Source organism: Erysipelothrix sp. P66 (genome assembly GCF_038682365.1).
Taxonomy (GTDB): Bacteria; Bacillota_I; Bacilli_A; order Erysipelotrichales; family Erysipelotrichaceae; genus Erysipelothrix; species Erysipelothrix piscisicarius.
In genome coordinates this window covers 479,078-492,478 of sequence record NZ_CP152290.1, presented here as the reverse complement: position 1 = coordinate 492,478, position 13,401 = coordinate 479,078, and the positions used below count along the sequence as shown (strand labels likewise).

The 13,401-nt window shown below is 37.0% G+C and carries 12 protein-coding genes; all 12 read right to left on the bottom strand.

Annotated features, from left to right (window positions below; translation table 11 throughout):
- Nucleotides 1–13: 13 nt before the first annotated feature.
- Complete coding sequence (locus tag AAG186_RS02370) at nucleotides 14–1,666, bottom strand: putative manganese-dependent inorganic diphosphatase (RefSeq protein WP_161636685.1); 1,653 nt, start codon at nucleotides 1,664–1,666, stop codon at nucleotides 14–16.
- Between the two features lie 220 nt (nucleotides 1,667–1,886).
- Nucleotides 1,887–2,189, bottom strand: a complete 303-nt coding sequence (locus AAG186_RS02365; protein ID WP_161636686.1) for an antibiotic biosynthesis monooxygenase — start codon at nucleotides 2,187–2,189, stop codon at nucleotides 1,887–1,889.
- Between the two features lie 209 nt (nucleotides 2,190–2,398).
- On the bottom strand, nucleotides 2,399–3,043 hold the full coding sequence (locus AAG186_RS02360) for an HAD family hydrolase (protein ID WP_125164775.1): 645 nt from the start codon (nucleotides 3,041–3,043) through the stop codon (nucleotides 2,399–2,401).
- Between the two features lie 14 nt (nucleotides 3,044–3,057).
- Complete coding sequence (locus tag AAG186_RS02355; RefSeq protein ID WP_202605988.1) at nucleotides 3,058–3,732, bottom strand: metal-dependent hydrolase; 675 nt, start codon at nucleotides 3,730–3,732, stop codon at nucleotides 3,058–3,060.
- Between the two features lie 55 nt (nucleotides 3,733–3,787).
- Nucleotides 3,788–5,578, bottom strand: coding sequence for an ABC transporter ATP-binding protein (locus AAG186_RS02350; protein ID WP_342621917.1), 1,791 nt, complete (start codon nucleotides 5,576–5,578; stop codon nucleotides 3,788–3,790).
- A gap of 1 nt (nucleotide 5,579) precedes the next feature.
- Nucleotides 5,580–7,310 (bottom strand): ABC transporter ATP-binding protein, encoded by a 1,731-nt coding sequence (locus AAG186_RS02345; protein ID WP_342621916.1) that lies wholly within the window; start codon nucleotides 7,308–7,310, stop codon nucleotides 5,580–5,582.
- Nucleotides 7,294–7,734, bottom strand: a complete 441-nt coding sequence (locus AAG186_RS02340) for a MarR family transcriptional regulator (protein ID WP_161636690.1) — start codon at nucleotides 7,732–7,734, stop codon at nucleotides 7,294–7,296. The genes AAG186_RS02345 and AAG186_RS02340 overlap by 17 nt, the downstream gene beginning before the upstream one ends.
- A gap of 102 nt (nucleotides 7,735–7,836) precedes the next feature.
- A complete protein-coding gene (locus tag AAG186_RS02335) occupies nucleotides 7,837–8,025 on the bottom strand; it encodes a hypothetical protein (protein WP_125164780.1) in 189 nt (62 codons plus the stop codon).
- A 2-nt stretch (nucleotides 8,026–8,027) separates the two neighbouring features.
- The gene (locus AAG186_RS02330) at nucleotides 8,028–8,969 is read right to left on the bottom strand and encodes an ABC transporter ATP-binding protein (RefSeq protein WP_161636691.1); all 942 of its coding nucleotides are present in this window, start codon (nucleotides 8,967–8,969) and stop codon (nucleotides 8,028–8,030) included.
- A 2-nt stretch (nucleotides 8,970–8,971) separates the two neighbouring features.
- Complete coding sequence (locus AAG186_RS02325) at nucleotides 8,972–10,459, bottom strand: oligopeptide/dipeptide ABC transporter ATP-binding protein (protein WP_125164782.1); 1,488 nt, start codon at nucleotides 10,457–10,459, stop codon at nucleotides 8,972–8,974.
- Nucleotides 10,460–10,518: 59 nt separating this feature from the next.
- Complete coding sequence (locus AAG186_RS02320) at nucleotides 10,519–12,378, bottom strand: ABC transporter permease subunit (RefSeq protein ID WP_342621915.1); 1,860 nt, start codon at nucleotides 12,376–12,378, stop codon at nucleotides 10,519–10,521.
- Nucleotides 12,379–12,389: 11 nt separating this feature from the next.
- On the bottom strand, nucleotides 12,390–13,361 hold the full coding sequence (locus AAG186_RS02315; protein WP_161636693.1) for an ABC transporter permease: 972 nt from the start codon (nucleotides 13,359–13,361) through the stop codon (nucleotides 12,390–12,392).
- Nucleotides 13,362–13,401: the final 40 nt, after the last annotated feature.

Below are 13,401 nucleotides of genomic sequence, written 5' to 3'. Positions count from 1 at the left end.
AGTTTTTTTATGTTTACATTCCTGTTCCTAAGTACTGCGAGATTGCTGCAGACAAACGTGGAATAATTTGATTCTTTCTTGAAACAACATCTTGTAAGAACGTACGTGCTTCACCATCTTTATTTGGGAATGCATCCAAGACAGCTTCTTTTAGACTTCCTGAAGCGACAATAATGGATCCATTATCTTCTACACTGGTAAAGACGACAACCAATAAATCAAGATGATGTTGAACTACAAACTGTTCCATTACTTCTTCAAATGAATCTAAGATATCATCCAATTCATCAAAATGGTAAATGACCAATTGTGATACCATAACCTCTTTTTGAGAGATGTAGAATTTCTTAATATCTTGGTTAATGATGTCTTCATACGGTTTATTTTTTAGACCGGATGTGACTTCATACATATCGCGTGCAAATTCATTACGATCAAGCCCGGAACGATCTTGAAGAATCTGTGCAATCTCAAAATCTTTAGGCGTTGTTGTTGGTGATTTTAAGTTTAACGTATCGGATATCAATGCTGAGAGCAGTAAAGATGCAATATCTTTGGGAATTTCAACACCATGCTCCAGATACATCTTTGTGATGATCGACGCAGTTGAACCGATAATCTCATTTCTGAAATATATTGGTTTAACGGTTCGTAAATCGCCAATACGGTGATGATCAATGATTTCGAGTATTTCTGCTTGTTGGATCCCATCAACGCTCTGTGAAGCCTCATTGTGGTCCACAAGAATCATTTTTTTACTGGATGAATTGAGAATATGATAACGTGAAACAAAACCATAAATCTTATTTTGATCATCCAATACTGGATAGGCACGATAACGTGTTTTAAGCATGCGCTTTCCAACATCATCCACAAATTCATTCCAATTAAATGTTACCAAGTCTGTTGACATGACTTCCCGAACACTTGGTGCAAAGAGTAAATAACGCGATGTATTCATCGTTCCATGTGTTGATCGAATAATCCCACAATCATGAAGTTTCGCAAGCGATAACACAGATTCCTCAATCTCATCCGTCCATACCGTCACGATACACGAAGCACCTTTACGTATAGCCGTTAATTGTGACTCCGTATCATTCCCAATGATCACCAAACGGTCTGTTAATTCATAATTATCCAATTTCGTCTTGGAAATCGCAATAATGCTTGTTTTTCCATTAAAATGAAAATGTTTGGGTTCATAAATTAATTCACCGTCGATCGCCTGCGCAATATTACACATAGGGGTTTTCTTTAAGAGTGCGATTGAATGTTTCGTATCCCCCATCGCGATATGCGCAAGATTTGAACTGGTCACAAGCCCAATAAGTTGATCCCGATCATCAACCACCGCAAGTGTTTGTCTTTTATCTGAAATAATTTCCATTGCTTCCTTAATGGAGGTATCCAAATGAATCTTAACCGCATCATCCATTTCAATTTCATCAAGCGTTGCTCGTGCATCTTTAAGGAGTGTTGGCGTTTCAAAACCAAAGCGATCGAGAAGATAGCTGGTCTCATCACTCAGTTCACCCAAACGACATGGCACTGCTGGAGCACCAAGAATGTTTTTTAAATGAGCATATGCAATTGACGATACAATTGAATCCGTATCTGGATGACGATGTCCACAAATATAGATTAAATCTTTTTCGTTTTTCATATAATTTCCCTTTCAGTCATTAATATTAGTTTATCATATCTACTCAATATATAAAGATGACCCTGTGAAAAAGAACCGCAATTAAACACTATTTATGGGTATAACTCACCGATTCTATTTCAATGTTGCGTTATTTATTCTGTTTATATTTCATACACCAAGTTTCTTTGAGCATCTTGCTTTTTTATTACTTTATAAAAAAACACTGATTTCTCAGTGTTTAGTCTTCATGAATCATATCGTAGCGATATGATGAATGCTTTATCATATTTGGATTTGGTTTACGTGTTCGATGAATTTCTTTATGTACATCGCTTCGCTTAAAGTTTGTATAAGCATCTTCATTTTCCCAAACAAACGATACATCTACACAATCATAACTATGGCATGATTCGTTCAATCCTACACGAATACTTACAAACCCTGGAAAATCTTTAACTACCGTACGATTATAAAAATTCTCGGCAAAATCACGACCAGTTCCTTTTTTCATTTCAAAATGCTTAACTTCTACATATTTCATTGTGATACCATCCTTTTTAAAATCGTAAGTTCTCTACTAATATTTTATGCAAAGTGCAACAATGAATCAAGCATTCTATAAGTTAAATTTACCAAATATTTCACAAAGACTCTATAATGGGAATGATTTGTTCTAAAAAACGGAACTCATGTCACAAAATAAAAAGCACCGTAAATCGTTTGTGATTTGTGGTGCTTTTATACACAAAGTTATTTTGTAAGACGTGGCAAACTTAGAACGTCTTCAATTGAGTCAATAATATATTGAGCACCATGTTCTCGAAGTTCTTCAACACTACGAAAGCCCCATGACACGCCTACAGGTATCATACCCGCATTTTTTGCTGTCTTCATATCCACATCACTGTCCCCTACAAAATAAATTAGAGAAGGGTCGATCGCCATTTTTGAAGCAATCGTTAATGGGTAGTATGGATTGGGTTTATGCTTGCCATCAAAGCTATCACCAATCGTCGCAACAAAATCAATATCTCCATAGTAATGTTTCACAATACCATCTGTATACTCTTGTTTCTTATTTGTACAAATTGCGATTGGAATGTTACGCTGATTGAGCGTTTTTAACGTTTCACACACCTTATCATAAGGAACGGATGCCTCCGTGTAGTGATGACTGTACTCATCAAGGTATTCTTCAAGGATTCTTTCAAATCCTTCGTAATCACTTGGTAAAGCCCGTTCAACAAGTTTTTTCATCCCATTTCCAACAAATTTTTTGTATTGGGTGCGATCATATGTGGGAAGCCCATGACGTTGCAGTACTGTATTTAAATTATTTCCTAAATCATCAATTGAATCTAATAACGTTCCATCTAAATCAAAAATAAATGCCATTTGAGACCAACTTTCTAAATTACATGTCTAAATATTTGATTATCATGCTTTGGTTCATAACATGTAGTGATTGGACGGGAAGCCGCCCATTTGAAAAAGCGTGAATCATCATGTTTGGTTTTAATCGGAAAAAAGCAAAGTGGTTGAAGTAAATCCAGCGCTTCACGGGCACCACGATCAAAATTTTTCCCCATTGAAGGTTCAAGCGTAAACATCATGAGGTCAATGGGCGCAAAGTCCGCAATATTGTGGAGGATTTCATGAAAGCGATGTGTTTCAAAGCGTGATTCCGCAACGGTAAAGGTATCATCCCAATGCCAATTATTCAAAGAGCCTGCATGTAAGATTTTTAAGTCACCTTCTTGAATTAAGTAACACACTCCACCACCCGTACTTTCATATGTACGCACTTTCGCAAATCCCAAGTGAATTTCATCACCCGGCTCCATCATAAATACATTACGATAAGGCGAAACTAAAATATCCGAAGATAAGATAACCGTCTTCCCATAGCTGTATATTGCATCATTATAGTGATTACGATGGCGACTTGTCACAAAAAAGAATGTTTCTTTTTCACTATACAAATATCGAGACGGTAACAGTCCCTCCACATAATCAAAAATATAGATTGCTTTTTCTGTTTCCACAACATAACCCGCATTATTAATATATTCTACATTTACCATGATAATGCCCCCCTTCCTTTTATTATAACACGAAAAAGAGTAGCATTATGCTACTCTAAGATAACTGTGATTGACCTGAATACAATGAAGCATATCGTCCGCCTAATTGTATCAAATCATCATGACTTCCACGTTCAATGATTTCACCGTGTTCCAAGACAATAATTGCATCCGCATTCCGAACTGTTGATAGACGGTGCGCAATCACAAATGTAGTACGTCCTTCCATAATTGAGTCCATCCCTTTTTCAACCATACGTTCCGTACGGGTATCAATGGAAGAGGTGGCTTCATCAAGAATAAGAATTTCAGGATTGGCTACGGCTGCACGTGCAATATTGAGTAATTGCATCTGCCCTTGTGATAAATCATCCCCATCGCCTCCAAGAACGGTTTGATAGCCATGTTTAAGTTGGCGAATGAAGTGATCAGCATTCGCCAACTTCGCAGCTTCAATACACGCCTCATCACTTGCTTCAAGGTTTCCATAGCGAATATTTTCCATAACAGTACCACTGAACAAATGAGTGTCCTGAAGTACCATCGCAATATGTTTTCGTAAACTGTAACGATTTATGCGATCCAAGGGTTTTTCGTCAATTAAGATTGTGCCTGCGTCAATGTCATAAAATCGCGAAATAAGGTTTGTGATCGTTGTTTTCCCTGCTCCGGTAGACCCTACAAAAGCAATTTTTTGTCCCGGTTTCGCCCAAAACGAAACATCTTTTAAAACAGGAACCCCGGGATTATAACCAAATGTTACATTTTCAAATCGAACCGATCCTTCAACCTCATCCAGAATCAAATCGGTCTCATTTTCAGATTCCAAACTCCAGTCCAATAATTCAAAGATTCGTTCTGCGGAAGCAATTGCAGATTGAAGTGTTGTGAATTGGCTGGAAATTTCATTAATGGGTTTTCCTTGAGTACGTGTCATATTTACATAAGCACCCAAGTCTCCAATACTTAATCCATGATTAATTGCAAGATATCCCCCTACAATCCCAATGATTGCATAACTTATCGTATTCACATTTTGCATTAATGGAAACATCATGATTGAGGTGATTTGGGCTTTTTGAGAATTCTTCCGGTAATCTTGATTTAGGACTTGGAAATCTTTCTCTGCCTCTGTTTCATGATTAAAAAGTTGCATAACCATCTGACCTTCCATTGACTCTTCAATATACCCGTTTAAGGTTCCCAAAGAACGTTGTTGGCGTTTTGAGTAAATACGACTTCGCTTCACAATCGCATTCGCCATAATTGAAAGAAGCGGAAGAATTATCAAAGTCACAAGAGAGAGTGTTGGACTTAAGATAAACATCACAACAATGGTTCCCAATAAGGTAAAGATATTGATCACAATCGACGCAGCTGCAGAGTTTAACCCTTCCCCTACAAGGTCAATGTCGTTTGTAAAACGACTCATTAAATCCCCATGGGCATTTTGATCGTGATACTTAACATCCATTTTCAATACATGATCAAACATATCTTTTCGGATTGTTTCTACCGTACGCTGCGAAATTTTCACCATCATCCGGTTTGAAAAAAGCATCGCTAAAACCTCAATCGCGAAAATGATTGCAAGAAAAATAAGTTTACTAAAGAGCTGTTGGAACATCAAATCTCGGGTAATCGTTCCATTTAACCCATTTTCAATAATTTTAATTAACGGAGAAATCGAATAGGATCCATAAAGCCCGCCAAGGGTAGAGATAATGGATGCGATTATAACCATGATGAGCAGTACTCTATTTTGCCCTAAATATCCCAATAATCGTTTTAGCGTTTTTTGTTGGTTTCGTGGTTTATGACCAATTACAACTTTACGTTCACTCATGCTATTCATCCCCCTTTCGTAGTTGGCTCTCATAGATTTCTTGATATACATTACAGGACTCCAACAAGCCTGTATGGGTTCCTTGTCCGACAATTTGACCTTCATCCATGACTAAAATCATATCACTGTCGGAAACAGAACTAATTTTTTGCGCAATACTAATTACCGTAACATCTTCATAAAGACTCTGAACGGATTCTTTAACGCGTTGTTCTGTAGATGCATCCAATGCACTGGTACTATCATCTAACACAAGAATTTTAGGTTCTACGACAAGAGCCCGTGCAATACACATGCGTTGTCGTTGACCTCCTGATAGATTGGTCCCACCTTGTTGGATTGGGGCCTTAAAGCCTTCTTCTTGTTCCATAATAAAGTCATAGATTGAAGCAGCCTTTGTTGCACGCACAAGATCTTCATGTGTTGCATTTGGATTTCCAAGTTTTAGGTTTGATTCAATCGTTCCAGTAAATAAAACATTTTTTTGCGGAACAAAGCCGAATTGACTTCGTAACGCTTTTATATCAAGAGTTCGAATATCTTTCCCATCGAGATAAATAGTTCCTTCAGTTACATCAATCAAACGAACCATGAGGTTAATTAACGTTGATTTCCCAGAACCTGTCGATCCAATAATTCCAACGTGCTCACCGGGTTTAATTGCGAAGTTAATATTGGTAAGAATATCACTTGCATCTTCATAATAACGGAATGAAACATTATCAAAATGTATATCTCCTCTTGGATTTTCCGGAAGCGTATCTAAAATTGATGCATTGATAATATCCGGTTCCGTTTCCAATACTTCTTTCAAACGAATTACGGATGCTTTTGATCGTGAAATCATCATTAAAACGTTTGTGATCATCATCATTGAGAACATCGTAAAACGTAGGTAATTAATAAAAACTAATAGATCTCCAATATTAATTAAGTTTTGATCGACAATAAGAAAACTTGATATCCACACAATAAATAGGGTGGCAAAATGAATGGCTCCCATTAATGCAGGATTCATGACCACCATTAAATTCATTGCACTTACGGAAGCATCAAACAACTCACCGTTTTCATCTTTGAATTTATGTGATTCCTCATCCTCGCGTACAAAAGACTTAATAACACGAATGTTCATGAGGGATTCTTGTACTTTTCGATTCATCTTATCGACTTTATCTTGTAACTTTACAAAGCGTGGAAACCCTTCTTTGATTACATAAAAAAGAACGAGAGATAAAACAATTACTGCCCCCAACATAACAAGTGATAAATCTGGACTTATCATGTACGTCATCACAACAGTACTAATAAGAAATACAGGTGCCCGAACCAAAAGACGTAAGCACATCATAATCGTTCGCTGTAAAAAGTTAATATCATTGGTAAGTCGTGTCACTAAAGATGCGGTTTGAAATTGTGACATATTTTTTAACGAAAAGGTTTGGACTCGTTTAAAAATATCACGACGTAAATTTAACGCAAAATTATTGGACGCTTGGGATGGAAAAATCAATCCAAGCATCGCAATCACGGCACCCAGCAAGGCTAACCCCACCATCTTGAGTCCGACATTTAGGATTACTGTAAAATCTTGATTCGCAATCCCTACGTCAATAATCTGCGCCATCAATTGAATTTGATACAATTCGATGAAGGCCACACTACCGACAAAGATTATCCCCAATAACGCGATTGGGATTTCAGGTTTAAAATATTTAAAGAATGTTTTCATTTGTCTCTCTTGCCTCCAATCCTTTAATCATTTCTGTAAGTAACGCTTCTAACTGAAGTTGTTGTTCTGGGTTTAAGTTTAGGAACATTGAGTTGTTTATGGAATCAAAATTTTTCTTTAACTCAACGATTGTTGCTTCTCCCTTATCGGTTAGATAAAGCTGACGACAACGTTTATCATCTTCGGGTATTTCCCGGCGAATAAAATCACCTTGTTCAAGACGCTTGATTGCAATCGACACTGTTTCCTTTGTAACCACCAATGCCTCTGCTAACTCTCTTTGGGTCATTCCGGGATTTCGATAGAGTTCAAACAAAAAACGTGGTTGTCCAATATAGAGTCCTAAGGTATCAAGATACGTTTGAACAACACTACGATGTTTTCGCTCTAAAGCACGATAAAGTTTTGATAATACAGATTCCATAATCTTCTCCTTTAGTTAAACGACTAACTAATTATATCAAAAAAGAAAAAGACACTGTGATAAATAAATGAAAGCCGTCCAGAGACGGCTTCCTTAGTGTCTTTAGCCAATGAAGATCAACCATAAAAGTCCATAAATTAATCCTAAAACAAGGAGTAATGCCGGTAAGAGTGTGACAATTGCAGCAATAATCATTGCTGTCGTATCATTTTTCTCAAACTCAACACCTTTAAACTTTTCTTGAATCTCTTCTTCAGTTAGTAATTTTCGCTTTTTTCGTTTATTCAACATAACTATTTCTTTAAATTACATGCAACATAATGGTTTTCGCCAACATTATGCCAATCAACATCTGCAACTGCATTTGTTTTAAAGTTATGGAAATCATAAACATCGTTTTCAGAAGCATAGAGGTCTGCCTCAACTTCTTTACGATCTTTACGTCCACTAATATCGGTTTTTAAGAACGCATTTAATAAGCGTTTTGTATATGGATGTTTTGCATCCGTAAAGATTGCTTTAATTGGTGCAGCTTCAACAATCTTACCACCATACATAACAATAACATCATCTGCCATTTGGCTGATAACACCAAGGTCATGGGTAATAAAGAGAATTGAGGTGTTGTAATCATTTTTAAGATCATTCATAAGTTTTAGAATCTCTGCTTGAATGATAACGTCAAGCGCTGTTGTAGGCTCATCCGCAATGAGAAGCTTAGGATTACATGCAAGTGCCATCGCAATCATAACACGTTGACTCATCCCACCTGATAATTGGTGAGGATAGTTTTTTAATACTTTTTCAGGGCGAGGAATTTTAACAGATGCAAGCATCTCAAGTGCACGTTGACTTGCCTCTTGTTTACTCATTCCTTGGTGAAGCATTAATACTTCACTGATTTGACGTTCAACGGTAAAGACAGGGTTTAGACTTGTCATTGGTTCTTGGAAAATCATTGAAATATCATTTCCACGAATTTTACGTAATTGTTCCTCAGTGTAATCAGAGAGCACTTCACCATTAAAGACAATTTCACCCTCATAAATACGTTGGTTTGACTCAAAAAGTTGTAAGATTGACATCGCTGTCTGACTCTTTCCACTTCCTGATTCACCAACAATACCCAGTGTACGTCCTTCATCAACGGAGAAGGATACACCGTTAACAGCTTTTACTAACCCGCGTTTTGTATCGAAGTAGGTATGTAGGTTTTTAATTTCTAATAAAGCCATGCTTACATACCTCCTTTCTTGTTCTTCGCTTCGGCATTGAGCAGACGACATGCTACAAAGTGATCTGGTGCCACTTCATACCAATCTTTATCGGCTTCACCCGTTTCTTCAAATGTGAAATCGAAAATGCCATTAGGAACAACTTTAAGGAGTTCGGCAATTTCTGCTTCATCTTTTTCCATACGAGGAATCGCTGCAAGCAATTGTTTCGTATAAGGATGTTGTGGATTGCTAAAGATTTCTTCAGCAGGTGCAAGTTCAACCAAATTACCAAAATACATAACACCAATACGGTCACTAATATAGCGAACCACACCCAAGTCATGTGTAATAAAGAGGTATGTTAGGTTATGTTCATCCTTCAGATCTTGAAGTAAGTTAATAACTTGTGATTGGATTGAAACATCCAATGCACTTACCGCTTCATCACAAACGATAAACTTAGGACGAAGTGCTAATGCACGTGCAATCCCAATACGTTGACGTTGTCCACCTGAAAATTGGTGAGGATAACGGTGAATAAATTCTTTCTGAAGTCCACATTTTTCCATTATATCAATAATGTATTCATTGTATTCATCACTGTTTGCATCCTTGAAGAGTTTATGAGCAATCAGCCCCTCTCCAATGATGTTTCCTACGGTAAAACGAGGATCAAGTGATGAATATGGATCTTGGAAAATAATTTGTAAATCCTTACGTAAGAAACGCATCTCTTGTTTATTTAATGATGATAAATCGATACCATCATCAAGTAAAGATTCATATTCTTCAAAATTATCATGAGATGATAATTTCGCCTTCATTTCGTTAATAACCACATTAACGTCATTCAACTCTTTTTGCGCTTGTTCTAATTTTTCTTTTAAACTTGTGACATTACCATTCGCTTTTTTATCGTGCATGGTATTGCGTAATGTTTCCATTTCAAGTTCTTTATGTAACTTCGCAACAGCACTCCCTTTTTGATATTTTGAGAGGAGTAAATTGCTTACTTCATTCAGATTATCATGAACAAGAAGCCCACCGGCAAGACGGAAAATATTTCCGTAAGTTGTCTCATATGCAATCTTTAAAAGACGCAATGATTCATTAAGTTCAATAAATTCTTCGCCTGATGTTCCTTCAATTTTTGATTCAAGGTCTTTAATCGCTTGGTATTCCGCATCATGTTTACCAAAAACTTTTGGTATTGATTTGTATACTCCGCGTACGTACTCAGGCATCATTTCTTCAATTGTTTCACCATAATAAAGTGATACACCACCTGTTTGATCGTACAATTGAATTAATGTACGACCAAACGTGGATTTACCACAACCTGACTCTCCAACAAGTCCTAATGTTTCGCCTTCAAAAATTTCAATTGAGATATCTTTGTTCGCTTTTACATATTCTTGTTTACGTTGGAAAATACTTGATTTTTTGATTGGGAAATATTTTTGTAAGTGTTCAACCTTAATGAGAACGCGATTATCTTTATTTTCCATTATATAATCCCATCCTTACTTTTTAATTTTACTGTATTTGTCATTTTATCTACCATCCCCTATTTCTGGTTCGACTTCGGATCCATAGCATCACGAAGTGCATCTCCCATTAAGTTAACAGACAAGGCTGTAAGCATAACGCAGAGTGCTGGTAGAAGCCATTGCCACCAGTAATTTTCAATAACTGTTGTATTTGCAACACCATTAAGCATATTACCCCATGATGGTGAAGGTGGCTTAACACCAAATCCTAAATATGAGAGTCCGGCTTCTGTTAGCAAGCTGGAAGCATATCCAAGCGTCATATTAACAATAATAAAGTTAAATACACTTGGTAGGATATGGCGAATAATAATTGTTTTTTCTTTTAATCCTAAAGCGCGTGCGGCCAGAACGAAATCTTTCTCACGTTCAGCTAGGATTTGTCCACGTACAAGACGTGCAACACCCGGCCACGAGATAACCCCCAAAATAACCATAATCATCGCAAGACGTTGTGATTGTGTTGTTGATGAAGGTAATAAAGCCGATAAGGTAATTGCAAGCGGCAAGAATGGGAAAGCACTAATAACTTCAGCAATACGCATTAATAAGTTATCAACCCAACCACCGTAGAATCCAGCAATTAAACCAACAAGAACACCGATGAGTGTAGAAATAATCATTGAAATCGCTCCAACGGTTAATGAGATACGACCACCGTAAAGCAAGCGTTCTCCAATTGAGCGTCCCATGTCATCGGTTCCCAAGATAAATCCTTTATTTCCCCAACCGTTAATTTGATTATCTTCGCTCACAGCAAATGATTGGAAGTGATCTGAGAAAATTTGTTTGTTTTTAACGTTTGTTACTGATGTTGGAACATCTGTTAAATTAAATTTGCCCTCACCCCAAGCATAGACGTGACCCGATTCAGTAAGTGCGTTTAAGGATGTTAATGTTGATGAAATTTGAACAACTTTACCATCAAGTTCAGGAACACTTTGGAATTTACCATGTGAACCCCATGTATGAACATTACCATCAGCATCTAAAGCCATTGCTGATGTTTTTGTAAGCTCAACTTGAGTGACTTTAACAGAACCATCTGTTAATTCTGTCGGGATAGCACCAACTTCAGTACCACCTTGACCGAATGCTACTAATGATCCGTCATCAAGTAAAGCGATGATATTAAATTGTCCAATGGCAATGTCTTTAACACGACCTTGGATACTTTTGGGAATATTATCGAGGTTGTTCTCAAGAACACTACCCCATGTATAGATTTTTCCTTTATCTGTAACAATTGCAGTAAAGCGTTTCCCTGCTGCTACTTTAACAATGTTGTCACTACCAAGTTCTTCCATGACATCAAATGGTAGTTCTGTTTGAGAGAAGGTATTTTCACCCACACCAATAAATTGATTGTTTTCGGTGACTGCAACAACAAATTTATCTCCGGATGCTAGTGATTTAATTTTACTATTTTTCGTCTTTTCGACAATTTGATCAACTTTAAATTTCTTATCAGGACGTTGTCCCCAAAAATGTACTTTTCCTGCGTCATCTAATGCAACAGAATAGGAAGTACCACTGCTAATTGTCTCAATGTTTTTCCCTTGTATTTCCTTGGGAATATTTAAATACTTCGTTCCTGGAGCAAGGTTATTTAATACGGTTTCATGTTCGTATGAGTTATACGGTCTGAATGTCGTTGTCCCAAAAACAATCGCAAAAATTAACACAAAACCAATAAGTCCCGTTACTCCAAGTTTGTTTTCAAAAAAGTTTCTCGCAATTTGTTTTGATGGGCTGATAACCACATCTTCTGCGATTAAATCTTCAAGTTCTTCGCGTCGTTGTCCACCACTCTTAAATAGATTAGCAAACATCGATTTGATATTTGACCAAAATGAATTTTTCTTATTATTGTCCATATCAAAATCCCCTAATCTAATTTAACACGTGGGTCAACCATCGCGTATCCAATATCCATAACAATGTTTGAAACGAGTGATAAGATTGCATAGAACATGTTCATCGCTAATACAAGCATGAGGTCACGACTACCAACTCCTTGAATCAAGACGTTTCCAATCCCGTTCCACGAGAAGATTTGTTCAGTAATTGCGGCACCCCCAAAAATACCAGCAATCGAACCTGCAAGAACCGTTACAACTGGAATTAGAGCATTTCTAAACGCATGCGAATAGACAATGACTTTTCCTGATAACCCTTTGGCACGTGCAGTACGAATATAATCACTGTTTAACACTTCAATCATTGCATTTCTGACATATCGAATTGTCGATGCAAATGAACCAATGGTTAATGTGATAATTGGTAAGGCAGCATAACGGAACCATTGCCCCACATATGCAATCCCTGTAGTTCCAGCAAGTGGCATCCCACCTGTAGGGAAGATGCTTAATTTAATTGCAAAGAAGTAAATTAACAAGATCGAGATTAACAATGTTGGCATTGACATTCCGACAAGTGAAAAGACTTGCCAAAATTTATCAAATTTTCCGCCACGATTCACGGCTGATTTAATACCTACAATAATTGAAATAACAAACGCAATTGTTGTAGAAATTATATTAAGAAATACTGTATTTTTTAGAGGTGTTGCAATAACCTCTTTTACGGGTTTATTTTTAGAAGTTGAAATTCCTAAATCACCCGAAAGTGTGTTTTTTACCCAACGAACATATTGTTCTGGGAGTGGCTTGTTATGACCGATGCGCTCTGCAGCCTCATCGTAAGCCCTTTGGTATTGTTCTGGATCTTTGATCGCTGGGTTTATCATTCCTATTACGGGATCACCAGGCATCATTTTCACTAATGAAAACAGCATGATTGAAATGATGATCACAACAGGAATCAACGACATAATCCGTTTTATCATATACTTAAACATCGTTTTTCTCCTTTTAACACGACTATAAGAAGTGCCGATT